24 protein-coding genes are annotated in these 26445 nt (G+C 72.2%); 14 read left to right on the top strand and 10 right to left on the bottom strand.

Annotated elements, in window-relative coordinates; translation table 11 throughout:
* Positions 1 to 53 precede the first annotated feature (53 nt).
* Positions 54 to 992 carry an NADP-dependent oxidoreductase gene (locus tag EMA17_RS47885; protein WP_126643571.1) on the bottom strand — a complete coding sequence of 313 codons (939 nt, stop codon included), beginning with the start codon at positions 990 to 992 and terminating at the stop codon, positions 54 to 56.
* 128 nt (positions 993 to 1120) lie between these two features.
* Here EMA17_RS47885 and EMA17_RS47890 point away from each other — a divergent pair, with 128 nt between their 5' ends.
* Positions 1121 to 2158 carry a GlxA family transcriptional regulator gene (locus EMA17_RS47890; RefSeq protein WP_246127366.1) on the top strand — a complete coding sequence of 346 codons (1038 nt, stop codon included), beginning with the start codon at positions 1121 to 1123 and terminating at the stop codon, positions 2156 to 2158.
* A gap of 32 nt (positions 2159 to 2190) precedes the next feature.
* On the opposite strand, the gene EMA17_RS52370 is transcribed toward EMA17_RS47890, so the two are convergent.
* Positions 2191 to 2787 carry a hypothetical protein gene (locus tag EMA17_RS52370; RefSeq protein ID WP_160161836.1) on the bottom strand — a complete coding sequence of 199 codons (597 nt, stop codon included), beginning with the start codon at positions 2785 to 2787 and terminating at the stop codon, positions 2191 to 2193.
* Between the two features lie 301 nt (positions 2788 to 3088).
* Here EMA17_RS52370 and EMA17_RS47900 point away from each other — a divergent pair, with 301 nt between their 5' ends.
* The 3 genes from EMA17_RS47900 (at position 3089) to EMA17_RS47910 (ending at position 5141) form a co-directional block, all read left to right on the top strand.
* Positions 3089 to 3763 (top strand): NADPH-dependent F420 reductase, encoded by a 675-nt coding sequence (locus EMA17_RS47900; RefSeq protein WP_126643529.1) that lies wholly within the window; start codon positions 3089 to 3091, stop codon positions 3761 to 3763.
* Between the two features lie 316 nt (positions 3764 to 4079).
* The gene (locus EMA17_RS47905) at positions 4080 to 4613 is read left to right on the top strand and encodes a helix-turn-helix domain-containing protein (RefSeq protein WP_246127368.1); all 534 of its coding nucleotides are present in this window, start codon (positions 4080 to 4082) and stop codon (positions 4611 to 4613) included.
* Between the two features lie 129 nt (positions 4614 to 4742).
* On the top strand, positions 4743 to 5141 hold the full coding sequence (locus EMA17_RS47910; protein ID WP_126643531.1) for a VOC family protein: 399 nt from the start codon (positions 4743 to 4745) through the stop codon (positions 5139 to 5141).
* A 7-nt stretch (positions 5142 to 5148) separates the two neighbouring features.
* On the opposite strand, the gene EMA17_RS47915 is transcribed toward EMA17_RS47910, so the two are convergent.
* Positions 5149 to 5748 (bottom strand): helix-turn-helix domain-containing protein, encoded by a 600-nt coding sequence (locus EMA17_RS47915; RefSeq protein WP_126643532.1) that lies wholly within the window; start codon positions 5746 to 5748, stop codon positions 5149 to 5151.
* Positions 5749 to 5838: 90 nt separating this feature from the next.
* On the opposite strand from EMA17_RS47915, the gene EMA17_RS47920 reads away from it, so the two are divergent.
* The 4 genes from EMA17_RS47920 (at position 5839) to secD (ending at position 11500) form a co-directional block, all read left to right on the top strand.
* Positions 5839 to 7170 carry an MFS transporter gene (locus EMA17_RS47920; RefSeq protein ID WP_246127370.1) on the top strand — a complete coding sequence of 444 codons (1332 nt, stop codon included), beginning with the start codon at positions 5839 to 5841 and terminating at the stop codon, positions 7168 to 7170.
* A gap of 131 nt (positions 7171 to 7301) precedes the next feature.
* Positions 7302 to 8507, top strand: a complete 1206-nt coding sequence (locus tag EMA17_RS47925) for a low temperature requirement protein A (RefSeq protein ID WP_218043268.1) — start codon at positions 7302 to 7304, stop codon at positions 8505 to 8507.
* 99 nt (positions 8508 to 8606) lie between these two features.
* A complete protein-coding gene (locus EMA17_RS47930) occupies positions 8607 to 9113 on the top strand; it encodes a hypothetical protein (RefSeq protein WP_126643533.1) in 507 nt (168 codons plus the stop codon).
* Between the two features lie 53 nt (positions 9114 to 9166).
* A complete protein-coding gene (gene secD / locus EMA17_RS47935) occupies positions 9167 to 11500 on the top strand; it encodes a protein translocase subunit SecD (RefSeq protein ID WP_246127371.1) in 2334 nt (777 codons plus the stop codon).
* A gap of 93 nt (positions 11501 to 11593) precedes the next feature.
* Here secD and EMA17_RS47940 read toward each other — a convergent pair whose 3' ends face one another.
* Together EMA17_RS47940 and EMA17_RS47945 are read right to left on the bottom strand one after the other, a co-directional pair.
* Positions 11594 to 12274 carry a phosphotransferase gene (locus tag EMA17_RS47940; protein WP_126643534.1) on the bottom strand — a complete coding sequence of 227 codons (681 nt, stop codon included), beginning with the start codon at positions 12272 to 12274 and terminating at the stop codon, positions 11594 to 11596.
* A gap of 64 nt (positions 12275 to 12338) precedes the next feature.
* Positions 12339 to 13262, bottom strand: a complete 924-nt coding sequence (locus EMA17_RS47945; RefSeq protein WP_126643535.1) for an alpha/beta fold hydrolase — start codon at positions 13260 to 13262, stop codon at positions 12339 to 12341.
* 90 nt (positions 13263 to 13352) lie between these two features.
* Between EMA17_RS47945 and EMA17_RS47950 the strand changes: the two genes are divergently transcribed.
* Positions 13353 to 14081: a TetR/AcrR family transcriptional regulator gene (locus EMA17_RS47950; protein WP_126643536.1), complete on the top strand. Its 729-nt coding sequence runs from the start codon at positions 13353 to 13355 to the stop codon at positions 14079 to 14081.
* 63 nt (positions 14082 to 14144) lie between these two features.
* Here EMA17_RS47950 and EMA17_RS47955 read toward each other — a convergent pair whose 3' ends face one another.
* The 3 genes from EMA17_RS47955 to EMA17_RS47965 all read right to left on the bottom strand — a co-directional run bounded on the left by EMA17_RS47955 (position 14145) and on the right by EMA17_RS47965 (position 16900).
* Positions 14145 to 14687 (bottom strand): flavin reductase family protein, encoded by a 543-nt coding sequence (locus EMA17_RS47955; protein ID WP_126643537.1) that lies wholly within the window; start codon positions 14685 to 14687, stop codon positions 14145 to 14147.
* Positions 14684 to 15973, bottom strand: a complete 1290-nt coding sequence (locus EMA17_RS47960; RefSeq protein ID WP_160161837.1) for a styrene monooxygenase/indole monooxygenase family protein — start codon at positions 15971 to 15973, stop codon at positions 14684 to 14686. Before EMA17_RS47960 ends, EMA17_RS47955 begins: the two co-directional genes overlap by 4 nt.
* A 138-nt stretch (positions 15974 to 16111) precedes the next feature.
* Positions 16112 to 16900, bottom strand: coding sequence for an SDR family oxidoreductase (locus tag EMA17_RS47965; protein ID WP_126643538.1), 789 nt, complete (start codon positions 16898 to 16900; stop codon positions 16112 to 16114).
* A 114-nt stretch (positions 16901 to 17014) separates the two neighbouring features.
* Here EMA17_RS47965 and EMA17_RS47970 point away from each other — a divergent pair, with 114 nt between their 5' ends.
* The 5 genes from EMA17_RS47970 (at position 17015) to EMA17_RS47990 (ending at position 24962) form a co-directional block, all read left to right on the top strand.
* Complete coding sequence (locus EMA17_RS47970; RefSeq protein ID WP_218043269.1) at positions 17015 to 18121, top strand: AraC family transcriptional regulator; 1107 nt, start codon at positions 17015 to 17017, stop codon at positions 18119 to 18121.
* A gap of 420 nt (positions 18122 to 18541) precedes the next feature.
* Positions 18542 to 20143, top strand: coding sequence for a phytoene desaturase family protein (locus tag EMA17_RS47975; RefSeq protein ID WP_126643539.1), 1602 nt, complete (start codon positions 18542 to 18544; stop codon positions 20141 to 20143).
* A gap of 148 nt (positions 20144 to 20291) precedes the next feature.
* Positions 20292 to 22454 (top strand): thiamine pyrophosphate-dependent enzyme, encoded by a 2163-nt coding sequence (locus tag EMA17_RS47980; RefSeq protein WP_126643540.1) that lies wholly within the window; start codon positions 20292 to 20294, stop codon positions 22452 to 22454.
* Positions 22454 to 24097, top strand: a complete 1644-nt coding sequence (locus EMA17_RS47985; protein ID WP_126643541.1) for an indolepyruvate oxidoreductase subunit beta family protein — start codon at positions 22454 to 22456, stop codon at positions 24095 to 24097. Before EMA17_RS47980 ends, EMA17_RS47985 begins: the two co-directional genes overlap by 1 nt.
* 94 nt (positions 24098 to 24191) lie before the next feature.
* Positions 24192 to 24962, top strand: a complete 771-nt coding sequence (locus EMA17_RS47990; protein ID WP_126643542.1) for a cyclase family protein — start codon at positions 24192 to 24194, stop codon at positions 24960 to 24962.
* Between the two features lie 105 nt (positions 24963 to 25067).
* Here EMA17_RS47990 and EMA17_RS47995 read toward each other — a convergent pair whose 3' ends face one another.
* Together EMA17_RS47995 and EMA17_RS48000 are read right to left on the bottom strand one after the other, a co-directional pair.
* The gene (locus tag EMA17_RS47995; RefSeq protein ID WP_126643543.1) at positions 25068 to 25787 is read right to left on the bottom strand and encodes a DUF4097 family beta strand repeat-containing protein; all 720 of its coding nucleotides are present in this window, start codon (positions 25785 to 25787) and stop codon (positions 25068 to 25070) included.
* Between the two features lie 80 nt (positions 25788 to 25867).
* A complete protein-coding gene (locus EMA17_RS48000) occupies positions 25868 to 26236 on the bottom strand; it encodes an ABC transporter permease (RefSeq protein ID WP_126643544.1) in 369 nt (122 codons plus the stop codon).
* Between the last annotated feature and the right edge of the window lie 209 nt (positions 26237 to 26445).

Genomic DNA, 26445 nt, shown 5'->3' on the forward strand with positions numbered 1-26445 from the left:
GCGGGCCGGATCCCCCGCCGTGCGTCGGGGCGGGGGATCCGGCCTGATCGGCACTACGGCACCGTCAGGACGACCTTGCCGGTCACCCGCCCCGTGTCGCCCAGCATGTGGCCCTTGGCGGCGTCGGCGAGGGGGAACACGGCCTCCACGACCGGGCGCAGCGATCCGGCGTCGATCATGGCGGCGATCGCACGCATGCCTTCCCGGTCGGCTTCGACGAGGATCGGCCGCACCCGGACGCCCGCCGCGGCACGGGCCGCCCGGTCGGCCAGATCGTCGGGCAGTTGGGTCAGGGCGATCGTCACGAGTTGTCCGCCCGGTGCGAGCACGCCCAGCGACCGCGCGGCGGTGTCGCCGCCGATGGCGTCCAGCACGATGTCGACGGGTTCGATCGTGGTGAAGTCCCGCGTCCGGTAGTCGATCATCTCGTCGGCGCCGAGCGAGCGGACCACGTCGTGCTTGGCGGCGCTCGCCGTCCCGATGACGTGGGCGCCGCGCGCCTTGGCGATCTGGACCGCGAAATGGCCGACCCCGCCGGCGGCCGCGTGTACCAGCACCCGCTGACCGGGCCGCACGCCGGCGGTGTCGACGAGGGCCTGCCACGCGGTGAGCGCGGCCAGCGGCACGGCCGCGGCCCGGGTGTGGTCGAGGCTCTTCGGCTTGGCGGCCATCGCCCGCGCGGGGGCCACGACGTACTCGGCGAAGGCCCCGACCCCGGACGGGTACGGCAGCATGCCGAAGACCTCGTCGCCCGGCTCGTGCAGCGTCACCCCGATGCCGACCGCCTCGACCGTGCCCGAGACGTCCCAGCCCAGCACCAGCGGGAGCCGGTCCACGAAGCCGGCGAACCGGCGGTGCTTCCAGTCCGTCGGGTTCATGCCCGCCGCGTGTACCCGCACCAGGATCTCGGAGGGGCCCGGCGCCGGCCGGGGCAGTTCGATCTCGTGGACGACGTCGGGCCCGCCGTACACGTCCTGGCTCATCGCCTTCATGGTCGCCTTCATGGTGCTCTTCACATCCTGTGCGGTGGTGGCGTCCGTGCTTGTCATGCGCCCAGCATCTCCGGGATGCGACCAGGCAAAACAGTGGCCCGAAGGTCATCATGTGCAATGATCGGGCCATGACCATGGTCAGCGCATCACCCGCTTCCGCGCCGGTCTCGTGCATTCCCGAGCCGGTCTCGGACGAGCCCGCGCCGGTTCCGCACCGCGTCGTCGTCCTCGCCGTCGACGGCGTGATCCCGTTCGAGCTGAGTCTCGCCGCACGTCTGTTCGGGGCCGCCACGGACACCGCGAACCGGCCGCTGTACGACGTCGTGACCTGCTCGATCGACGGGCGCCCCGTGCGCACCGCGGCGGACTTCGCGATCACCGTCGAACACGACGCCGCGGTGCTCGCGAGTGCGGGTACGGTCGTCATCCCGGCGTCCGAACGATTCGCGGAGATCGTCGACGGCGCCGCGATGCCCGCACCGCTGGCCCGTGCGCTGCGGCTCATCCCGTCCGACGCCCGCATCGTCTCGATCTGCATCGCCACCTACGTACTGGCCGCCGCGGGCCTGCTCGACGGCCATCCGGCAACCACGCACTGGCTGCACGCGGAGCGCTTCGGCCACCTGTATCCGCAGGTCGGCGTGACCTCCGACGTGCTCTATGTGGACGCCGGCCGGGTCCTGACCTCGGCGGGCGCGGCCTCCGGGATCGACCTGCTCATGCATCTGATCCGGGTCGACCACGGCAGCGCGGTCGCCAACCTGGTGGCCCGCCGCTGCGTCGTGCCACCACAGCGCGAGGGCGGCCAGGCGCAATACGTCGAACGCCCCGTTCCCCCGACCGCCGACACCGGCACATCCGCCACCCGGGCATGGGCCCTGGAACGGCTGCACGAACCGCTGTCGCTGGAAGACCTCGCCCGGCACGCGGGCATGAGCCGCCGCACCTTCACCCGCCGCTTCCGAGCCGAGGTGGGGCAGAGCCCCGGCCAGTGGCTCACCCGGCAACGCGTCGACCTGGCACGGGAGTTGCTGGAAACCAGCGACCTGTCGGTGTCCCGGATCGCCGAACGCGCCGGCTTCGGCACCGACGTGTCCCTACGACAACACCTGTACACCGCGATCGGCGTCTCCCCGGGCACCTACCGACGAACATTCCGAGCCTGAGCCGACCGGCGCGTCCTCGGCACGCCGCCGCTTCACCGGGCGCGGGCCACCCGCAGCAGGATCACGTCGTAGTACGAGTAGGTGTTGAGGTCGTCCATGACGATGAGCTCCACGACGAAGTCCGGCCGCCGCCACAGGGCCGTGCGGTCGCTCTGCTCATCGGGCCCCTCCTCGTCCGGCTCGCCCAGTTCGGCGACCACCAGGGCACGGAGTCGGACGTACTCCGCTTCGAAGGCTTCGCGCCGGGCGTCGGGGAACCGGACCCATGCGGAGCCGTAGTCCCCGTCGAGCTCGTCCTCCTCGTCCTCCTCGTCGTCCTCGTCCTCTTCGTCCTCGTCCCGACCGGTCGGCGGCCAAAAAAGCGCACACGGAAGCCGCACCCCGACGATGTCCGGCCGCCCGGAGTCGTCCGCGGACTCCAACTCCAGCCGGTGGCCGATCCCGTCATCGGAACCGGTGACGACATGCGGGGCACAGGCCCCGCCGAACCAGTCCAGGACCTCGCCGGGCCGCATCCAGCCATGGTCGACGAAGCGCTGCTCCACGGCCGCCCGCTCCCACGGGGACTCGGCCAGGCGGAGCATACGTTCGACCCACGTTCGGTTGATCTCCAGACTCTTCAGCGCCATGCGCGGACGCTAGCGATCCGTTCCGACCGCCACAAGCCCGTATCACGGGCTCCCGTTCCGGCGGCACGGGGAACCCGGCCGCACCACAGGGTGGTTGCCTCGCCGACGGCGACGCCCCCGGGCCGTCCGGTCTGTCGGCGGTGCGAGGTTCGCCCGGTGGAGGTACCGAATAGTGCGTACTTCCGCGCGGGGCGGTCGCGATCTACGGTCGCAGGGATCAATCGGTCGAACGAAACCGGCCGACCACCGCGCCGTCTGCCGCCGTGGTCGCTCGGCGTTTTGGTACGAGAGGGAACAGCACATGAGGATCGGCGTACTGGGCACGGGCGAGGTCGGACGACGGCTCGCCGGCAAGCTCGCCTCACTGGGTCATGACGTCACGCTCGGCTCCAGGACCGCGGACAACGCCGAGGCCAAGCGGTGGGCGGCGGAGAACGGCGGCGCACACGGCACCTTCGCCGACGCGGCCCGCGCCGGCGAACTCGTGGTGAACGCGACCGGCGGCCTGGTCTCGGCGGCCGTGCTGGCGGCGGCGGGGGCCGACAATCTGCGCGGCAAGATCCTCGTCGACGTGTCCAACGCACTGGACTTCTCCGAGGGGTTCCCGCCCAAGGTCGTCACCCCGGACGGTGGCAGCCTCGCCGAGCACCTGCAGAAGGCGTTCCCCGACACCCGGATCGTCAAGACCCTCAACACGATGAACAACACGGTCATGGTCGAGCCCGGTCTCGTCCCCGGCCCGCACAACGTATTCCTCAGCGGCAACGACGAGGCCGCCAAGGCCGAAGTGGCGGCCCTGCTGGGCTCCTTCGGCTGGACCCCCGACCGGATCATCGACCTCGGCGACCTGTCCAGCGCCCGTGCGACGGAACTCCTGATGCCGCTGTGGCTGCGCCTGTACGGGGTCCTGGGCCCGGTCGACTTCAACTTCTCGATCGCCGTCGCCCCCGGTGGACCGGCGGGGGACGGGGGGTGACGTCGATGCTCATGTGGGAACGGGGGCCGGGTTTCGTGTCGGGTGGTGGTGGGAGACTGGCTCGATGATCAGGCAAGGATCCTCCCCGCGGCCGTTCATCGCGACGTTGGACGCGTACGATCTCGGGTCGGGCTCGGGGGGCGTTCATCGTGGGCTGCCCTCGTCCACCGTGTCGATCACCATTCCCGAGGCCGACTTTCTCGAGGTCGGGTGGGTCTCACGGGCGGACTCGCGCAGTCGCCACCGCGCCGTGGTGGCCGGCTTGCACTTGGACGCGGCCGAGCTGCGGCAGCGAGGATGCACACGTGGTGTGTACGTGACGCTCGACCCGCCGGCTGTCGGGGCGCTGCTGGGGCTGCCCGCGTCGGCTCTGGCCGGACACGTCGTCGATCTCGCCGACGTCGTGCCCGCGCTCGCGGATCTCCCGGAGCGGCTGGCGGGCTGCCGGACCTGGCCGCAGCGTCGCGCGCTGGTCGAACGGTCCCTGCTGGCCGGCCCGGCACGGCACGGTGAGCGCGACAACGCGTCCGAGCTGCGCGCGATGCTCGCCGCCCTGGCCCGCACCGCCCGGGTGGACGAGGCCGCCCGGCGGCTCGGATGTTCCAGGCGGCACCTGAGCAGCAGGGTTCGTGCGGAGTGCGGGGTGACGCCGAAGGAGTACCAGCGTCTGGTCCGCTTCGAGACCGCCCGACGCCGGCTCGCGGCCGTCGGCACCGCGGGGGCCGGTCTGGCGGACGTGGCCGCCGCGTCGGGGTTTGCCGATCAGGCGCACCTCTCCCGGGAGTGGCGGGCGATGTCCGGGTACACGCCCACCGAGTGGCTGCGTGCCGAGGGCCCGTCCGCCCGGTAGCCGTCGGCCCACGACCGGTCCTTCGGCGAGCCGACCGCGTCCGGTCGACCTTCGGTCGGTCCGATCCCGGGCCCGGGGCCGATCCCAAATGTTCAAGACCGGGCCGCCGCCCCGCCGCATGATCGGTACATGACAAAGACCCGGATCCTTCCTCGCCTGATCGTGTCCGACCCCGACCGCGCGTCGGCCTTCTATCGGGATGTCCTCGGCGCCGAGGAGGTGTTTCGTGCGCCGGGCGACGACGGCCGCCCCACCGTGGTGGAGCTCCGTCTCGGCGGGTCTTCGTTCCGGGTCTCCCCCGCCGTTTCGGCCTGGGGGTGGGCATCACCACGTGATCTGGGCGGCTCGCCGGTCCTGCTGGAGATCGACGTCGACAACCCCGACGAGGTCGGCGAACGCATGACCGCGCACGGCGCCGAGGTGGTCGTGGCCATCGAGAACCGCCCGTACGGAAAACGCTCGGGCCGCATCCGTGACCCGTTCGACCATCTGTGGATCATCACCGGGGAGCCCGACTTCGGCGTGTGACGCGGCGCTACTCGTCGTCGGGCCGTTCCTTCGGGTGAACCGGGCGGAGGTGGATGCGCTCGCCCTGTTTGCCGAAGAGGCTGAGCAGTTCGACGCCGCCGCGGCCCGCGGCGCCGAACCAGTGCGGGATCCGGCAGTCGAACTCGGCGGCCTCGCCGGCGCCCAGGGTGAAATCCCGGCTGCCCAGCCGGATGCGGAGTTGTCCGCTGAGCACGTAGAGCCATTCGTATCCCGCGTGGGTGCGCAGGTGGGGCTGTTCGTCGTGCGCGGGGATGGTCATCTTGTAGGCGCGCGGTTCGCCCTGCCGGCGCGACAGCGGGATCAGCACCCGGCCGTTCTTCCGGGCGGGGTGCTGCGGCACTCGGGGGTCGACGATCCGCGGCGCGGCGACGATCTCGTCCAGTGGCACGTCGAGCGCCACGGTGATCGGCAGGAGCAGTTCGAGGCCGGGTTTGCGCTGCCCGGATTCCAGGCGGGAGAGCGTACTGGTCGAGATGCCGGTGGCGCGGGCGAGGGCGGCCAGACTGACGTTCCTCTTCTCGCGGGCGCGGCGCAGCCGTGGGGCGATCTGCTCGATCACGGCGCCGATGGTGGGCTGTTCGTCCATGGGGGCAGTCAAACAAGGCGTCCCGGAATCGGCAACGTTGTTTGTCGTTTCCGGGAGGTTGTTCGGATGCTCCCGGTGGAGGTGATCCGCATGGACACGACAACGACACACGGATCGAATGGCTCGACGGGTTCGACGGGTTCCACGCCGGATTCGACACCGGGGGCGGCTCCGGGGGCGGCGATGGCGGCCCGCGAGCGGTCGTCGCGGCGTCTGCCCGCCGGGGTGTATCTGCTCGGGTTTTGCCTGTTCGCGATGGGAAGCGCGGAATTCCTGCTGGCCGGCGTGTTGCCGGCGATGGCCGACGACCTGGATGTGTCGCTGTCCTCGGCCGGGTTTCTGATCACCGCGTTCGCGCTGGGTGTCGTGATCGGCGGGCCGCCGCTCGCCGTCCTCGGTCTGCGTTGGCCGCGGCGGACCGCGCTGGTGGCGACCCAGGCCGTGTTCGCGATCGGCATCGTCGTCGGACTGCTGGGCAACTACCAGGTTCTGCTGGTGAGTCGGGTGGTGTCGGGGGTGGCCTACGCGGGCTTCTTCGCCGTCGCGTCGGTGACCGCGATCGGCCTGGTCACGCCGGAGCGCAACGCCCGCGCGTCCGGGGTCGTGGTGAGCGGGCTCAGCGTGGCCATGGTCGCCGGTGGTCCCGCGGGCACGCTGATCGGTCACTTCACCCAGTGGCGCGGCGGGTTCTGGGGCGTCGTCGTGCTGACGATCGCCGGGGCCGTCGGGTGTCTCGTGGGGCTGCCCGCCGACGACCGGCGCGCCGGACACGCCGTCGGGCCGCGTGTGTCGCGCGAGTTCGCCACCATGCGGAATCCGCTGCTCTGGGGCATCTATGCGATCACCGTGCTGACCACGGCGGCGTACATGATCACGTTCAACTACCTGGCGGCGATGCTCACCGATGTCACGGGGGTGCCCGAGGTCTGGATTCCGGCGGTGCTCGCGCTGTTCGGCGTGGGCGCCTTCGTCGGCCTGTCGATCGGTGGTCGCATCTCCGATCGACGCCCGCATCTCGCGCTCCTCGCCGGTGCCTCGGCGATCGTGGTCCTGTCGGTGGTGATGGTCGTCGCGCTGCGGGCGGCCTGGGCGGTGGTGCCCACGGTGCTCCTGCTCGGCATCGCCGCGTTCGTGCCGAACCCCGCCGTGTACGGGCGCGTCTTCGCGATCGCGGCCGAGGCGCCGACGCTCGCCGGAGCCGGCACCGTATCGGCGTTCCAATTCGGCATCAGCGTCACCCCCGCCCTCGCCGCCGTGTCGTTCGGCCAGGGGGCCACGCTCACCTCGCTGTGCCTGATCGGCGCCGCCCTCGCGGCGACCGCCATCCCGCTCGTTCTCGTCGACCGGTCCCGCCGGGAGGCCGCGCGGGGCGACCGCGACGTCCGCTCCCCGGACCGAGGGGCGATACCGGTGAAACGTTGATCGACGTCGCGGCGTCGGCGTGGGCGTGGGCGTGGACGCGCCCCGCCCCACCACGTCGCGGACGCCACCCCAACCGCGGCGTTCCCGGCCCCGAGGACACGCGCGTTCGGCGGCGTCTCCATAATGTCGCCGTGACCCTCCCCATCCCCGAGCCGGCGCCCGTCGCGGCGTCCTCGGCACCGGCCGCCCCGGTGGAGTCCACCGTGCGGGTGTCCACGCTGGAGCTGTTCTTCGACCTGGTCTTCGTGTTCACGGTGACCCAGTTGACCGCCGCGATCGCGCACGAGTTGAACCCGACCGGGATCACCCGGGTGGTGCTCATGCTGGCGCTGATCTGGTGGATGTACAGCGGCTACGTGTGGTTGACCAATACCGTGCCGCCGACCACGGCCCTGCGGCGCACCCTGCTGATGGTGGGGATGGCGGGCTTCCTCGTGGTCGCGCTGGCCGTTCCGCACGCCTTCGACGGGTCCGGGGAGGCGTTCGGATTCGGGTACCTGATGGTGGCCGGCGTGCACTTCGCGATGTTCCTGGCCTCGGGCGGCACCCGGCAGGCGTTCGTACGGATCGCCCCGTTCAACGTCTCCAGTACCGCGTTGATCGTGGTCGGCGGCTTCCTCGACACCGACGCGCAACTCGCGGCGTGGGCCGCCGCGGTGGTCGTGCAGATCGTCACACCCTACGTCGCGGGCAACGACGGCTTCCGGTTGAGCGTTCCGCACTTCGTGGAACGGCACGGTCTGGTGGTCATCGTGGCGCTGGGCGAGTCGGTGATCGCGATCGGCGTCGGCGCGCAGGATCTCGCGCTGAACGCGACCCTGATCGCGACGGCGGCGGCGACCCTGACGGTGTGCTTCGCCATCTGGTGGGCGTACTTCGGCGCCGAGGACGACGAGCACGCCGTCGCGGTCCTGGAGCGGATGGAACCCAGGGCACGCAATCTGCGCGCGCTCAACGTCTACGGGTACGTGCACTACGGGCTGCTGCTCGGCATGCTGCTGTTCGCGGCCGGCGTCAAGGGCGCGATGGCGCATCCCTCGGACCGCCTCGACACCGTCCACGCCGGCACCCTGGTGGGCGGACTCGCGCTCTTCCTCGCCTCGGTCGTGGCCACCCGTCGCACCTTCGGCATCACCCCGAACGGCTACCGGATCGGCGCCGTGCTGACCCTGCTCGCGACCGTCCCGATCGGCCGCTTCGGCTCGGCCCTGGCCCAGATCGCCACCATCGCCGCGATCCTGATCGTGTGCGGCACGCTGGAGACCCGCCATCGACACCGACACCCGGGTCCGCCGGACACGCACACCGGGTCCGTGAAGGCGGTTCGGCCCCGGTAACCGCGTCCCGGGAACTCGGGACGGCGGGCCGGGCGTTGCGACCATGAACCGGATCGTGCCCACGTCGACGTGGGAGCGGCGCAGACCGAGGAGGGCGCGATGACCCGGCGACACGTCGCCGTCCGTCCTCCCCGCGCCGGCTCTCGCGATACTCGTCGTCGCGGCGCGCATCCCTCCGCCCGCACCTCGCGCTTCCGGCGCAACGGATGGCTCGGGGCGTTGCTCGCCGTCGCCCTCGCGCTGCTCGGCGCGTTGGCCGCGCCCGCGTCCGCCCGCGCGGCCGGCGCACCCGATCCCGACCGCACCGCCTCCGTCTCCGCGCACACCGTCGCCGATCCGGGGCACGTGCGCGACGTCGCCGACGAGGCGACCCGCGACGTGCGACGCGGCCCGCCGGCCCCGCTCGCGGCCCGTGACCTCCACGACGAGCGGCACCACCTCCACCACCCCCACGACGCCGCGCTCACCGGCCGCGCCGTCGCGCTCCCACCACCCGCGGGGCATCGAACCTCCGCGCTCGGCGCCGACGCCGATCCCTCGCCGCGCCGTTTCGTGCTCCCGCCGGGCCGCGCTCCACCGTCTCCCCGGGCTCCAGACCTTCCCTGAGTCCGATCGCCGCGCGCCGACCACCGGCCGCGGTGTATCCGTGGAGACCATCCTTGCCACGTGCCACCAAGGTGCGGGCGTTGTTCGCCCTCGCCATCCTCGCCATGTCCACCTACATCGCCGCCACCGTGCCGCCGCGCCTGGGCCTCGACCTGCGCGGCGGTACCCAGATCGTGCTGGAGACCCGGGACTCGCCGACCGCGAAAGCCGACCGTGACGCGACCGATCGAACCCTGGAGGTGCTGCGTCGTCGCGTCGACGCGCTCGGCGTCTCCGAACCCACCCTGGTCCGCTCGGGCGAGCGACGCATCATCGTCGAACTCCCCGGGGTACAGGACCCGCGCCGCGCCGCCGAGGTGCTCGGCCGTACCGCGCAACTCACCGTTCATCCCGTTCTCGACATCGTCGACACGACCGGTGCCGAGACCCGAAAGGCATCCGGTGCCGAAGGACGACGAATCCTGCCGGACGAGTCCGGCCGGATGCTCGAACTGGACGCGTCGCGGATGACCGGAGCCGACGTCGACCGCGCCCGGGCGCTCCTGGATCCGGCCGGCGGCGGCTGGCACGTCACGCTCGACCTGCGCGGCCGGGGCGAACGAGCCTGGGCCGACGTCACCGCGGACGCCGCGTGCGCACCGTCGGGAAGCCCCGCGCGGCGCGTGGCGATCGTCCTGGACGGCAGGGTCGTCTCCTCGCCCCGGGTCGAGCAGTCGGTGCGCTGCGGCACCGGAATCGTCGGCGGATCCACCCGCATCACCGGCGACTTCGACAAACGTGAGGCGCGCGAGTTGGCACTGCTGATCAACGGCGGCGCGCTGCCGGTGCCGGTCGAGACGGTCGAACACCGCACCGTGGGACCCACGCTGGGCGAACGGGCCATCGAGGCCGCCATGTGGGCCGCGATCGTCGGCGCCACGCTGACCGCGCTGTTCATCGTGTGCGTGTACCGCCTGCTCGGCGTCCTCGCCGCGCTGGCCCTGGTCGGCTACGGGGTGATCGCGTACGCCGCCCTGGTCGGCGTCGGCGCCACCCTCACCCTGCCCGGATTGGCCGGATTCGTACTGGCCGTCGGGATGGCGATCGACGCCAACGTGCTGGTGTTCGAACGGGCCCGTGAGGAATACCTGGCGCGAACCGCGCCGGCGCTGCGTCCGTCCCTGACCCGGGGTTTCCGCAACGCGTTCGGCGCCGTCGCCGACTCCAACGTCACCACCCTGATCGCCGCCGGTCTGCTGTTCTTCCTGGCCACCGGCCCGGTGCGCGGGTTCGGGGTGACGCTGGGCATCGGCGTGCTGGCGTCGATGGTCAGCGCGCTGGTGCTCACCCGGGTCCTGGCCGAGTTCGCCGTGACCCGGGCGGCGGTACGGCGCCGGCCCCGGATCAGCGGCATCGCGCACGCGGGCCGGGTGCGCGAGTGGCTGGCCGAGCGCGATCCGAACCTCATGCGGCATCGCCGGCGCATGACGGCCGTATCCGCCGTGCTCGCCCTGGGCCTGGCGGTCTCCGGCGTCGCGGTGCGCGGAGTCGACTTCGGCGTGGAATTCACCGGTGGCCGGCTCGTCGAGTACGCGACCACGCAGGCCGTCGATCCGGACCGGGCCCGGGCGGCGCTCGCCGACGCCGGGTTCCCCAAGGCCGTCGTACAGGCCTCGGGCGATCGCGAACTCACCGTACGCACGGGCAAGCCGACCGAGGCGGAGGAGGCCCGGATCACCGCGACGGTCGTCGACCTCGGGCACGGCGCGGAGAAGGTGCGCGACGAGTTCATCGGGCCGAGCCTGGGGAGGGAGTTGCGGCTCAAGGCCACGATCGCCCTCGGGGTGGCGCTCGCCGCCCAGATGGCATACCTCGCGGTGCGGTTCCGCTGGACCTTCGGGGTGGCCGCGGTCGTCGCCATGGCGCACGACGTGCTGATCGTGGTGGGCGCCTTCGCGTGGCTGGGACGCACCGTCGACGCGGTGTTCCTGGCCGCGCTGCTCACCGTGATCGGCTACTCGGTCAACGACTCCGTCGTCGTCTTCGACCGGATCCGCGAACTGCGCCGCGCGCCCGGTGGGCGCCCGCTCGCCCGGATCGCCGACACGGCGGTGTTCCAGACCCTGCCGCGCACGGTCAACACCGGTTCCGGCGCGTTGTTCGTGCTGATCGCACTGGCGGTGCTGGGCGGCGACTCACTGGCCGACTTCGCACTGGCGCTGCTGATCGGCGTGATCGCCGGCACCGTCTCGACGGTAACCGTCGCCGCGCCTGTGGCGGTCGCCTTGGAGTCGCGCACGACACCTACGCCACCACGCACCCCGCGACCCCGACCCGCACCCGCCCACCACAGTGCGCGCACCCCCCGCCCCAGCCACACCCCACACGACAACGGCGCCCGCCTCTGACCCGCGACCGCCCCGCCCCCACCGACGAACACGTCGCCCGCCCCGTCCACCGGGCGGCGCCGAGGAGGGCCGCACGGCCCTCCTCGGGCGTGCTCACGACGCCGGGGTCCGTCCGCCGGACGGGCCCCGGCCGATCAACGCGACCGCGTCGCCGAGCAGGGCGATCTCGCGGGTGGTCGGGTTGGGGTCGGCGCGGCGGAACCGTACCGCGTGGTCCAGCGCGTCGGGAGGCACCGTATCGACGGCGGTCAGGAACGCGGTGAGGAGTTCGGCGGCGAGCGCGGCCTCCTCCCGGGCGGGGTCGACGGCGACCTGGGCCAGGATCAGCGCGGACACGGCGACGTCGAACTCGGGCCGGCCGTCTCGGGAGTTGCGCCAGTCGATGACCACCGGCCCGCGCGCTTCGAGCATGATGTTCGCCGGGTGCAGATCCAGGTGCACCGGATGCGCCCCCGACCTGCCCGGGATCCGTGGCGGCAGTGCGTGCAGGCGGGCGAGCAGGCCGGCCAGGAGTTCCGCCGCCGCCGGCGCGGTGATCTCCCCGCCGGCCAGCGCCTGCAGCATGGTCGGGCCGGTGAGTCGTTCGAGGACCAGATCGCGGCCCTCGGCCGAGTGGACCCGCGGCACGGGAAATCCCAACCCGCCCACGTGGGCCATCATCACGGCCTCGGCGGCCACGTCGCCTCCGTCCCGATAGCGGCGCAGGACGCGGCGCGCGTCGAGCGCGAAGACATCGGCGTCTCGGCCGGTCGCCAACACCACGAGGTCGGTCACAGCGCGACTGTACTGTCGTGCGCCCGATCCCGCGCACGGCTTCGGCGTGACGGAAGCGCCGCCGTCACCCTTGGGTGTGTGCGGCCGTGGCGGCCAAGTCGCCCACCCTGCGGGCGATTTCGGGCCACAGGGCGGCGGGGAGGTCGTGGCCGACGCCGGGATGGGTGACCAGGCGGGCGCCGTGGACGGCCTTGGCGGTGGCGCGGCCCGCGCCGACGCGCAGGATCGGGTCCTGCTCCCCGTGCAGGACCAGTGTGGGTCGGCGCAGTTCCGCGAGTTTGGATCCGTGCCATTGGGCGCCGATCTGACGGCTCTGCGCCTTGGTGTCACGCGGGCCGCCGTCCACGTCGGCCTCGACCCACGCACGGGCCGCGGCTTCGTCGAACGGGTAGCCCGGTGAGGCGATTGCGCGCCAGACGGTGAGGGCGGCCTCGATGTCGCCCTCACGACCCTCGGGGAACTTGGTACGGGCGAGCCGGGCCAGCAGCCCGAAGCGCAGGTGGCGCAGGACGCGCAGGCCGGAGACGTCGCTGGGGAGGGCCGCCGACGAGGTGACGCTGAGCACCCGGTCGGGGTGGCGCAGCGCGATGCGCTGCGCGATCACTCCGCCCAGGGAGTGGCCGAAGACGTGGGCCCGTGCCCAGCCGAGTTCGTCCAGCACGGCGATGGCGTCGTCGGTCATGTCCTCGGAGGTATAGGCGTCGCCGCGTTTGCCGAACAGGGCTTTGAACGGGTTGGTGGTGGCGGTGTCGGGCATCCGGGTCGACTGGCCGGCGTCGCGCTGGTCGTAGCGGGCCACGGCGAATCCGGCGTCGGCCAATGCCCGGCACAGTCCGAGCGGCCACCAGAAGCGGGCGGTGGCCAGGCCCATGACGAGCAGCAGCGGTTCGCCCTCGGAGCCCTCCAGTCGGTCGAAGGCCACCTGCACGTCGCCGTTGTGCGCGTACCGGGTCGGGGTCCAGTCCTGTTGCGGCCGGCTCGGGGGCATGTCGACTTCCTTCCATTTACTGCGATCGATGTTCGCAGTCCAGGTGTGCCCTAAGGTACTGCATACATCGTTCGCAGAACAGGAGGGGCCATGACCGAGCCGCCCGCCCACAGCATCTGGCTGCGCCCCGAGCGCGCCGCACGCGGCCCCGTGCCGACGTTCGACCGCGATCGCATCGCCGCCGCCGGCGTCGCCCTCGCCGACACCGACGGCCTGCCCGCCGTCACCATGCGCGCGGTGGCGGACGCCCTCGGGGCCGGACCGGCGTCCCTCTATCGCTATGTGGCCACGCGTGACGAACTCCTCGAGTTGATGATCGACCGGGTCAACGGCGAGATCTCCTACACCGAACTCGGCTCCGGAGTCTGGCTCGACGACCTACTCGCCCTCGCCCGGCAGAGCAGGAGCGTCCACCTCGCACACCCGTGGCTGCTCGACGCCACCGCCACCGGAACCCCGGTCGGACCGCACGCGGTCACCTACCTGGAGCACGCCCTCACCGCGCTCGCCGACCTCGACGCGGCTCCCCGTACCAAGCTGGAAGCCATCGCGATCCTCAACGCCGTCATCGCCGCCCTGACCCGCGCCGAGGTGACCCGACGTCTCACCGGGCAGACCATCCCCCAGTGGCAACGGGCCCAGGCGGAATACCTCACCCGGATCGCCACGGCGGGCCGACACCCGCACCTCGCCGCCGCCCTGGCCGGACAGACCCCCGGGAGCGAGGACTCGACGGAGGCGCTCTTCGACCGCATCGTCACCCGCGTACTGACCGGACTCCTGGGCCCCGACGACCTCGCGACGCCACCGCGGTCGTAGCCGTTCGGCGCGCGGTGGTGGTGCCGTGCGTGCGTGCCGGCCCTTCGGGCGGGTTCCGCCCGTTCACACATCCGGGTGTTTCGTGGCCAGGTGGTAGCGACCGGAGTGGAAGACCAGGGGTTCCCCGCCGGGTGCCTCGTAGTGTTCGACCTCGCCGATCATCACGACGTGGTCGCCGGCGTCCACGAACTGCACCGTCCGGCACTGGAAGCGGGCAACGACCCCTTCCAGCAAGGGAGTTCCGGCGATGCCGTCGGTGGTGGGAGTGTCCGCGAACTTGTCCTCGGCCGGGGTGGCGAACCGGCTGGAGAGCTGGTGCTGGTCGGCGGCCAGCACATGGACCGCGAAGTGCGTGGCCGACCTGAAGTGGGGCAGGCTCGGCGCGTTCGCACCGGGACACCACAGCACCAGGGGCGGGTCCAGCGACACCGAGGTGAAGGAGTTCGCCGTCATCGCCACCCGGTGGCCGTCCGCGCCTCGGGCGGTGACCACGGTGACGCCGGTCGCGTACTGCCCGAAGGCCCGGCGCAGCGGATTCCCGGGCGGCCGCGCACCGGCCGGCCCCGGGCCGCCCTGCCCCCCGCCGACGACGGCCACGCCCGTCACGCGCCGCTCCCCACGGTCGTCGCCGCCTCGGCGCCCACCCGAACCGCCTCCGCCGTACCCGCGGACACCGCGGCGGCGTCGAGGTAGACCCGAGCCGCGTCCGGGTCCATGAACCAGTGGAAGAAGTCGCGCGGATCGTCGAAGCCGTTGGCGAAACGGTGGGCGATCCGGGAGTCGCCGGCCGCCGCGCCCAGGAGTTGGAGCGCGTGCTCGGGCGGCGCGCCCAGCATGGCGTTGGTCCACGCCGCGACGTACTGCGCGTAGTCCCAGTACCGTTCGAACGTCCCCTGCAGGAAGGCGCGGTCGAAGGGCTGCTCGCCGTGCTCCAGGATGCTCGCCAGGTACGAGGCCGCGCACTTGCTCGCGTTGTTGGAACCCTGCCCGGTGATCGGGTCGTTGAGCACCACGACGTCGGCCATCCCCAGGACGAGCGCGCCGGACGGGAGTTGCCCGACGGGCCTCCGCACCGTGGGCGGGAAACGCCCGGCCAGCACGCCGTTGGGGTCGGTCGGCGCGACGTCGGCGCAGCGCTCCGCCTCCCAGGGCAGATGGGTACGCAGGATCCGCAGGGAGCGCTCGACGTGCTCCTCGGTCGAGGAGACGTCCGCCCAGCAGTCGAGCGGGCCGCCGGGAACACCCTCGAAGACCATGATGTCGCACGGTCCGGTGGTGGTCAGCGCCGGGAAGGTGAAGTATTCGCCGACGCCGGGAATCAGGTTGAAGGCGACTGCGGAGTAGTCGTCCCTGGGGGTCATCCCGGTGACGTAGGTCAGTGCCAGGGCGCGCTGCGGCCGGTCGAACGTCGAGCGCTCGGCGTCCCGTTCGAACAGGCCGGCGATCCTGCCCTTGCCCGCGGCGACGATCACCAGGTCGGACCCGCGAGCGTAGGACTCCAGGTCGGTCACATCCGCCTCGCGCAGTTCGATCCGGCCGCCGCGCCGCTCGAATTCCGCCAGCCAGGCCGGCATCTTGACCCGCTGGTCGACCGAGCGGGCGCCGGCGTCCAGCCGCGAGGCCCAGGAGATCGCGGTACCCCCGCGACCGTCCGGTACGACGAACGAGATGCCCTCCACGGGGGGACAGTCGCGGTCCCACAGGTTCAGGCCCAGGTTGTGTTCGTGGGCGAGCGCGGTGCCGAACATGCACTGGCTGGACATGATGCGACCGTCGCGGATCTGCTCCGCGGTGCGGTCGGTCACCAGGGTCACGCGGTAGCCGTGCGTCAGCAGTCCGATGCCGAGCTGGAGGCCGGCCTGTCCGGCCCCGATGATGGTGATGTCGCGCATGGGCGTGTTCCTCCGGTCGTGACGGTCCTGATTACTGCGTGGGTACGGCTCGATCACTGCCTGGTCGTTGTCCGGTCACTGCCTGGTCGTTCCCGGCTGCTTCCGGTCACCGTCCGATTCCGCCGGATCACCGCCTGATCACTGGGCGAGTTTCGCGATCGCGGGAACGAGACCTTCGGGGCCGATGGCCGAGTAACCGCCGTCGACGGCCCAGTCCGCGCCGGTGACGAAGGACGCCTCGTCGGAGCAGAGGAAGACGACCACGCGGGCGACCTCCTCGGGGTCGCCGACCCGACCGAGGGGGTGGAAGGGCGCGGCGACGCGGTCCGTCCTGGCCCGGTCGCCGTCGGTGAGCGAGTCCATGATCTTCGACCAGGTCCAACCGGGACTCACCGAGTTGACCCGGATGTTGTCGCCGGCCAGGTCCACCGCCATGTTGCGGGTCAACTGCATCAGGGCGGCCTTGCTCACCGGGTAGAGCCAGCGCCCGGGCTGGGCGACCCGCCCGGAGATGGAGGTGAAGTTCACGATGGCCCCGCCGCCCTGCGCGAGCAGATGCGGATGTACGGCCCGGGCCAGCAGCGCCGCGCTCGCCACGTTCACGTCGAGGGCCGTGTGCCACTGGTCGCGGGTCGAGGCGAAACCGTCGTCGACGTACGAACAGGCCAGGTTCACCAGCACGTCCAACCGGCCGTACGCGTCGACCGCGCGGGCCACACAGTCGGCGACCTGCGCGTCGTCGGTGATGTCGGTGCGCAGGAACAGAACACCCGAGTCCATTTCGTCCGCCAATTCGCGGCCGCCGTCCTCGTCGATATCCGCGACGACCACATTCGCCCCCGCCGCGCGGAATGCGCGAACGACCGCTTTCCCGATAATCGTCGACCCGCCGGTAATGAGCGCGGTCTTGACCGACAATCCACTCATGCTGTCTCCTGTGTCCTTGCCGGGAGTTGTCGAAAAATTAGGTGCGGGGCCCTGGGCCTGCCATCCGCAACACGCTGCTCCCTGTCCGGATCGCGCTCTCGGCTGGAGGTCGGGATGGTCGACGCTCAACTCCCGCTCGACGCACGGCTCTCACCCGACGCGTCGCTCGCCCACGACGCACGGCTCGCGCCCGACGTACCACGCCCGCCCGACGCGCGGCTCTCGCCCGACGTCCGGATCCCGCCCGACGCACCGCTCCCCCTCGGTGCGCACGAGCGGTTCCACACCTCCGACGTGGACGTGGCGCGTTCGGAGGTGGGACGCGCCTTCTGCGCCCACGACCTGCGGCTGATCGGGCGCGCCGCGCGACTCGACGCGCGCATGCACGGCGTGGCGTTCGGCGAGACCGGCCTGTTCTACCTCGACTACGGCACGGAGGTGATGATCACCCCGGGTGCCCTGGAGGCCTTCTACCTGATCCAGATACCGCTCGCCGGGGTCGCGGAGATCACCTGCGGCCGGGCCCGGATCGCCTCGACTCCGCAGCGGGCCTCGGTACCGGCGCCGACCGACCCCCTGGCCATGCACTGGGGCGCGGGCAACCCGCAGCTGATCGTCTGGATCGACCGGATCGCGCTGGAGCACCACCTGGGCCGACTGCTCGGCCGTCGGCCCCGAACGCCCGTGCGCTTCGACCTCGGCATGGACCTCACCACCCCCGCCGCGCGTTCCTGGCTCGGCGTGGTCGACCTGCTCCGGCGCGAGGCGGACAACCCCGGCGGCATGCTCGACCAGCCGCTGATCCTCGGCCGGCTCGCCGACCTGCTGATCACCCAGTTCCTGCTCACCCAGCCGCACAACTTCAGCGCCGCGCTGCACGGCCGCCAGCCCCGGGTCGCGCCGCCCGCGGTCCGCCGGGCGATGGAGCTGATCGAGTGCCACGCCGCCGAACCGCTGACCGTGGAGGACGTGGCGGAGGCGGTGGGGGTGAGCGTACGGGCCCTGCAGGACGGCTTCCGGCGGCACCTGGAGACCACGCCCGTGTCGTATCTGCGCACGGTGCGACTCGATCGGGTCCGCGCCGATCTGACCGCCGCCGAGCCCGGCACGACGACGGTCACCGATGTCGCCTACCGCTGGGGCTTCTTCCACCCGGGGCGCTTCGCGATCGCCTACCGGGAGCAGTTCGGCGAACACCCCTCGCAGACGTTGCGCACCTGAGCCGCGCACCCGACCGGCGACGGGCGCGACCCGCGGGGCGTGGCCGCGGGGGGCGCGAGCCGCTACGCGGATGTCCCCCGTTGCCCGCGTGTCCCGCCCGTGTGTACCGGGCATGTATCCGGCGGAATGTGGATGGCGGCCCGCGTTCCGCGGACGGTGCGGCAATTCGACTACCCGTAATTTCTTGGCAACCCCGCCCCGTGACCGTCCGGGAAACCGAAGATCGCCCACGAGAGATCACGACACGAGCGTCCGCGCAGGAAATCGATCCCGAACCCGGTCGACCACGCGGTACCCGGAGATCCGAAGACCCGAGATCCCGAGATCCCGAGATCCGAGATCCCGAATGAACCGGCCGAATGATCGGTCCCATTCATTCCCGCGACCAACCGCCGCGCACCCCGAGCCCGAGGAGTACCCATGGCACATACCGTCGACGCGGTGGTCGTCGGATCCGGTGTGAACGGTCTGGTCGCGGCGGCCGAGTTGGCGGGTGCGGGCTGGTCGGTGGTGCTGGTCGAGGGCAACCGGCGTCTGGGCGGGTTCGTCGCCACCGAGCAGCGGACCCTGCCCGGCTACCTGCACGACACCTACTCCTCGTGGCATCCGCTCTTCGTGTCCGGCGGGGCCTACGCCGACCTCGGCGCGGACCTGCACCGGCACGGCCTGGAGTACCGCAACACCGAGGACTACGTGACCGGCACCGTCACCGACGACGGCCGCGTGGTCCTGGGTCACCGCGACGCCGACACCACCGCGCGGGCGTTCGCCCACGCCGAGGACCGCACCGCGTACCTCGCCATGGTGCGGCGATTCCTCGACAGCGCCGAGGACATCGGTGCCCTCATGGGCGGCGAACCACGCTCGCCCCGCACCCTGCGGCCCGCGCTGCGCATGTTGCGCCGGGAGCGGTTGACCGGCACCGAGGCGTGGCTGCGCGCCACCGTCACCAGCGGACGCTCGTACTGCCGGGGCGAGTTCCGCGGCGACGAGGCCGATCTGCTGTGGGTTCCCTGGCTGTTGCACGCCGGGCTGTCGCCGGACCACGCCCAGGGCGGCCTGATGGTGCCGATCCTGGCCGCCACGATGCACGGCTTCGGCCTGCCCGTGGTCGCGGGCGGGGCGGGGAACTTCGTGCACGCCTTCGAGGCGCTGCTCGCCGAACGCGGCGTGGACGTCCGCACCGGCACGCCGGTGGAGCGACTGCTCGTGACCGACGGCAGAATCGGCGGGGTGGTCTGCGGCGGCGAGACCATCACGGCCCGCCACGCGGTCCTCGCCTCGGTCTCCCCGACCGCGCTGTACGGGGACCTGCTGCCCGCGTCCGCCCCGGTGCCGGCCGAGGTCCGGGAGCAGGCCCGGCGCTACCGGTACGGACGAGCGGCGATGCAGATCCACGTCGCGTTGTCCGCCCCGCTCGACTGGCGGGACGAACGCCTGGCCGGCGTACCGCTGCTGCACCTGAGCGACGGCTCGGCGAGTACCGCGATCGCCTGCGCGGAGGCCGAGGCCGGCCTGCTGCCCCGCCGACCCACCGTGGTCGTCGGTCAACAACACGTCCTCGACCCCTCGCGCGTGCCCGAGGGCGCCGCCGCGCTGTGGCTGCAACTCCAGGAACTGCCGTACGCCCCACGGGGCGACGCGGCGGGAGAGCTGGACACCGGCGGCGGCTGGACGAAGGAGCTGACCCACGGGTACGTCCGCCGGGTGCTGGCCCGCATCGCCCGGCACGCCCCGGGCCTGTCGAAGCGCGTCCTCGCGTGGGACGCCGTCACCCCGACCGACCTGGCCTCGGCCAACCCGAACGCCGTCGCCGGCGACCCGTACGGCGGCTCCGCCGAACTCGACCAGAACTTCCTGTGGCGGCCGCTGCCCGCCGCCGCCCGGCACGCCACGTCGGTGCCCGGGCTCTGGCACATCGGCGCCTCCACCCACCCCGGCCCCGGGCTCGGCGCCGGATCGGGACACCTGGTGGCGCAACGACTCATCCGCGCCGGTCGGCGGCGCACCGGCAGCCGCTGAGCCGCAACCCCTCGCGCCCCCGGGCGACTTCCCCGGCCGGCGTCGCGCCGCCCGTACCCCCGCATCCCGCCCCACCGCGCGCCGATGATCACGGCCCACCCCCGCCGCGCGTCACGGCCCACCACGGACGAACGAACAGGAGCCGGCCATGGCCGAGCGGTCATTTGCCACCGAAGTCCGACAGTTGCGCCACGGCGCGGGCACCACGCTGCACGTCGAGGGCATCCTGGCGGTCACCAAGGCCCTGCTCCAGTCCGGCGTGGCCTACGTCGGCGGCTACCAGGGCGCGCCGATCTCGCACCTGATGGACGTACTCGGCGACGCCCACGACATCCTCGACGAACTCGACGTGTACTTCGAGAACAGCGCCTCCGAGGCCACCGCCGCCGCGATGTTGGGCGCGTCGGTGCACTATCCGCTGCGCGGCGCGGTCACGTTCAAGTCGACGGTCGGCCTCAACGTCGCCTCCGACGCGCTGGCCAACCTGGCCAGCGGCGGCGTCACCGGCGGCGCGTTGGTCATCCTCGGCGAGGACTACGGCGAGGGCTCCAGCATCATGCAGGAACGTTCGCACGCCTTCGCGATGAAGTCGCAGATGTGGCTGCTCGATCCGCGACCCAACCTCACCGCGATCGTCGAGGCGGTCGAGTCCGGCTTCGAGCTGTCCGAGGTCAGCAACACCCCGGTGCTGCTTCAACTGCGCCTGCGCTCCTGCCACTTGCACGGCGCGTTCGTCGCGAAGGACAACGTGCGCCCGCCGATGACCGTCACGGACGCGATCGAGAATCCCCGACGCGAGCTCGACCGTATCGTCCTGCCGCCGGCGAGTTTCCGGCACGAACGCGAGAAGATCGACCAACGCCTGCCGGCCGCCCTGGACTTCATCCGCGAACGCGGGCTCAACGAGGTGTTCGGCGCCGGGGAGGCCGATATCGGGATCATCGTCCAGGGCGGCCTGTACAACACCCTCAACCGGGCGCTGGAACTGCTCGGTTGCTCGGATCCGTACGGCCGCACCCGGATTCCGCTCTACGTCATGAACGTGACGTATCCGGTCGTGGACACCGAGATCGTCGAGTTCTGCGCGGACAAGCGCGCGGTGTTGCTCCTGGAGGAGGGGCAGCCCGACTACATCGAGCAGAACCTGAACACGATCCTGCGCCGCGCCGAGGTCGCCGCCGCGCTGCACGGCAAGGATCTGCTGCCGATGGCCGGCGAGTACACCGCGTCGGCGGTCACCCGAGGGGTGCACGCCTTCCTGTCCCGGTACCTCCCGGAGGTGTTGGCCGGCGAACCGGCCCTGCTGCTGCCCGAAAGCGACCCGCGCAGCCCGTTCGCCGAGCGGGTCGATCCGCAGGCGGTACAGGCCCGACCGCCGGGCCTGTGCACGGGCTGCCCGGAGCGGCCCATCTTCAGCGCGCTCAAGCTCGCCGAACGCGAGACCGGCGCGCACCACATCAGCGCGGACATCGGCTGCCACCTGTTCTCGATCAACGAACCGTTCAACCTCGGTGCCACGACCATGGGTTACGGGCTCGGCTCGGCCGGCGCGGCGGCGCTGAACTCCAAGGACGCCGACCGTCGGACCATCGCGATCATGGGCGACGGCGGGTTCTGGCACAACGGTCTGACCAGCGGTGTCGGCAACGCGGTCTTCAATGACAACGACCAACTCCTGGTCGTGGTCGACAACGCGTACAGCGCGGCCACCGGCGGACAGGACCTGCTCTCCTCCGCCGCCGACCATCCCCGGCGCTCCACCGGGCATGCGATCGAGAAGGCCGTGCGCGGCATCGGCGTCAAGTGGACGAGGACCGTCACCGACACCTACCGGGTCGGCGAGTTGCGCGACCTGTTCGTGCGCGCGCTCACCACGAAGGAGCCCGGACCCAAGGTCATCGTCGCGCAGAGCGAATGCCAGTTGAACCGGCAGCGCCGGGAGCGACCCCGGACCAACAAGGCGATCAAGGAGGGCAAACGCGTCGTCCGCGAGCGGTTCGGCGTCGACGCGGAGACCTGTACCGGCGACCACGCGTGCATTCGGATCTCCGGTTGCCCGTCACTGACCCTGGCCGCCAATCCGGACCCCATGCGCACCGACCCCGTCGCCACGGTGACCGACACGTGCGTCGGCTGCGGGGTGTGCGGCGCGAACGCGCACGCGGCGTCGTTGTGCCCGTCGTTCCACCGCACCGACGTGGTGGTCAACCCGACCCTGCGGGACCGTGTCCTGGCGAGGATCCGAACGGCCTGGATCGCCGTGCTGTCCGCACCGGTCGAGCGCCGCGCCGCGAAGTACGAGGTGGCCTGATGTCGAACCGGCAGCCCACACCGCGCCCGATCACGATCGCGATCCTGGCCATGGGCGGCGAGGGCGGCGGAGTCCTGGCGGACTGGATCGTCGCCGTGGCGGAGACCGCGGGGTACACCGCGCAAAGCACCTCGGTCGCCGGCGTCGCCCAGCGCACCGGCGCGACCGTCTACTACGTCGAGTTGTTCCCGACGCCGACCACCGACCTGCCCGAGGGAGGCCGCGCCGAGCCGATCCTCGCGCTGTTCCCGACGCCCGGCGAGGTCGACATCGTCATCGCGTCGGAACTCATGGAGGCGGGGCGCGCGATCCAGCGCGGCTTCTGTACGCCGGACCGCACCGCCCTGATCGCCTCCACCCACCGGGTCTACGCGATCACCGAGCGCATCGCCATGGGTGACGGGCGCGTCGACGGCGACCTGTTGCTCGACGCGGCGCACCGCGGTGCGCGGCGTTTCGTGGGCGCCGACTTCCTGGAGCTGGCCGGGCAGGCGGGCAGCGTGATCAGCGCGTCGCTGTTCGGCGCGTTGGCCGGGACGGGGGAACTGCCGTTCGATCGTGAGCGGTTCGAGGACGCCGTGCGGGCGTCGGGCAAGGGGGTGGAGTCCTCGCTGGCCGCGTTCGCGCTCGGGTACGACGCGGCCCGGCAGCCGCCGCCGCGCCCCGCCCGCCCGCGCACGGCGGGGGGCGGACCGGTGGCGGTGACCATCGGCAGCCGGCCCCCGGAGGATCCGGCGGTCGTGGCCGCGACCGCCGAGGAGCGGCGGCGGCGCGCGCTCGCCGACACCGACCCCGGACGGCTGGTCGGCCCCGCCCTGCGCGACCGCGCCGCGCGGGTCGCCGACTTCCCGGAGGCGGCCCGCTCGATGGCGCTCCACGGTTGCGAGCGCACGGCGGTGTATCAGAACCCGTCGTACACCGACCGCTATCTCGATCGGGTGGCCCGGGTGGGCGCGCTGGAGCGCGACCCGCGGGGCGAGGCGAGGCTGACCGCGGAGACGGCCCGGCACACGGCCCTGTGGATGTGCTACCAGGACACCATCCAGGTCGGGTTGCAGAAGATCCGCCGACGTCGGATCGAGGACATCCGCGAGCGGGCGCGGACCGAGCCGGGACAGCCGATGCAGGTGCGCGAGTATCTGCATCCGCAACTCGAGGAGATCACCGACACGTTGCCGGCGCGGCTGGGCGGTCCGCTGTCCCGGTCGGCGCTGTTCGGCAGGTTGGTAGCGCGGCTCACCCGCAACGGCATGGTCGTCAACACCACGGGTGTCGTGGGCTACACGATGTTGTGGACGATGGCCGCGATGCGCCCGCTGCGCCCGCGCTCGGGCCGGTACGGTCGGGAACAGGTCGCCATCGACGCCTGGTTGGACCTGGTCGTGGAGACCGCGGCGAGCGACTACGCGCTGGCCTGCGAGATCGTCGAGTGCCGGCGGGTGGTCAAGGGCTACGGCGACACCTACCGGCACGGCAGCGAGAGTTTCGCCGTTCTGCTGGACGCGGCCCGGGAGTTGCGCGGGCGCGACGATGCCGCGACGGTACTCGCCGGGCTGACGTCGGCCGCGCTCGCCGACGAGGACGGCACGGCACTGCGTGCGGCCGTGGCGGCCTCGGGAACGGAGTCGGCCCGGACCGCCTGAGCGCGCGGATCGACCCGGCGCGGATCGCGGCAGCGTGTACGAACGACACCCCATCCCTCACGCCTCATTCCCCACACCAGGCAAGGAGCACCGCATGGCCGACCTGACCACCCTCGCGACCCACCTGCTCGACGGCTCGATCGAGGTCGTCGACCTGACCTCACCGCTGCACGCGGGCACGCCGCTGCTGGCCCTGCCGCCCGAGTACGGGCAGACGGCCCCGTTCGAGTTGGAGGAGATCAGCCGCTACGACGACCGGGGCCCGGCCTGGTACTGGAACAACTTCCGCACCGGCGAGCACACCGGCACCCACTTCGACGCGCCGAACCACTGGATCAGCGGACGGGACCTCGACGACGTGTCACAGGTACCGGTGCAGCGTCTCGTCGGCCCCGCCGTCGTCGTCGACAAGACCGCCGAAGTCGCCGCTGATCCCGACTACTTGCTCGACGTCGCGGACATCCGCGAGTGGGAATCCGAGCACGGCGCGCTGCCCGACCGCGGGTGGCTGATCTACCGCACCGGCTGGGCGGCTCGCGGCGACGACCCGGCGGACTTCGCCAACGTCGACGCCGACGGCCCGCACACGCCGGGTCTGACGCCGGACGCCGCCCGCCTGCTCGCCGACAGCGGCATCCTGGGCATGGGGGTGGAGACCGTGGGCACCGACGCGGGCCGCGCGTTCGCCTTCGATCCGCCGTTCCCGTGCCACGACTTCTTCCTGGGCGCCGACAAGTACGGCCTCACCCAGTTGCGCAACGTGGACCGGCTGCCGGTCACCGGCGCGATCGTGATCGCCGCGCCGCTCCCGATCGTCAACGGATCGGGCAGCCCCTGCCGGGTCCTGGCCCTGATCACCCGCTGACGCCCCACGACGAACGGCCCGACAACGCCCGTTTCGGCCCGCACGAAGTGTGCGGGCCGACACGGAGTTCACGGAGCGGGTTGCCCCGGGTACGCGCGGGCGGCGCTACCGCGTGGGGAGGATGTCCGCCTCGCCGGACGTGGCATGCACCCGCACCCCGTGCGGTGCGGCCGGATCCCTGGCCACGTCGACCTTGACCGAGCCGTGCTCGCTGCTCGCGTCCGTCGCGTAGGCGGTGCCGGCCGGCAGCCGAACCCGGACGTCGTCGCCCTCGGCGTCGACCCGATCGGGCGGCGCGGCGAAGGACAGGTCCACCGCGTCCCGGTCGGCCCGGGCGACGACCGTACGCGCCGTCAACCGCTCGCCGCGGATGCCGCCGTGTGCCGTCCGCGCCTCCAGATCGCCGGACAGGCCGGTCAGCGTGACCTGCCCCGAGGTGGTGCCGACCCGGACCGCGAGCCCCGGCGGCACGCTCACCTCGTACGAGACCTGCGCGCTGCCGCTCACGGTGTGCCGCAGCGTGAGCGTGCCCTCGGCCGACACGTGTTCGGTGGCGGGTTCGTCGGTGCCGAAACGCTTGATCTCGGTGACCCGCACCGACCCGGGCCCGCCCTGAACCACCCGCACCCGGCCCGCTCCGCCGACGATCACGAGCCGGGTGAGCGGCGCGTCGACGATGTACCGCGCCCGGCGGGTGGTCGCGTGGGACGGCGAGTCCGGTTCGGCACACGCGGATCCGCCCACCAGGAGACCGGCGAGCACGCACAGGCGCACCGGGCGACCGAGCGCGCGGTCGGCGAAAGATGGCGAACGCTTGGGCCACATGGGAGTTCCCGTCCTGATCGGAGTCGGCGAGCACGAGCTCGTGGGCGCGAGTGCGGCGACGGACCGGACTCGGCGTCGCACTACTGCGCCCCGATCGCGGTGAGGACCGGCTGATCGCCGCGCGCCACCACGGCCACGTTGTGTACCTCGATCACCGGATGGGCGGCGGCCACCCCCGGCACCCGCCGGACCGCGTCGAGCACGCCGGCCGACAGGGTCGGCGGCCCACCGGGCGCGGCCGAGCGCAGCCCGGCGTCGCTGTCCGGGTCCGGCGCGTGCACCGTCACATCGGCGGCGCCGTCCGCCGCCGGATCCGTCGCGGCCCGGGTCGTCGTATCGGCGAGCACCAGCGTGCCCGTCACGAACGCCACCGACAGCAGCACCGCGAGACCGGACAGCAGCGGCCGACCGCGATGCACCAGGAACCCGCGCAGGGTTGTCCGCAACATGCGCTTACCCTCGCCCGATCCGGAACCGACGGGCCCGCGCGGCCGATTCGACCGGGCCCGGGCCCACGCGGTCGGCTCGGGTGGTGTGCCCCGGTGCGCCCGGGGCGGGCGGCGGTGTGCGGTGTTTCATGATCGTCCTCACTCGAAGCGGACCGCGTCGACGCGGTCCCGGTGCCGCAACGCTCCCGCCGCCACCCGTTCGCCCGCGT

The sequence above is a fragment of the Embleya hyalina genome, from assembly GCF_003967355.1.
Lineage (GTDB): Bacteria > Actinomycetota > Actinomycetes > Streptomycetales > Streptomycetaceae > Embleya > Embleya hyalina.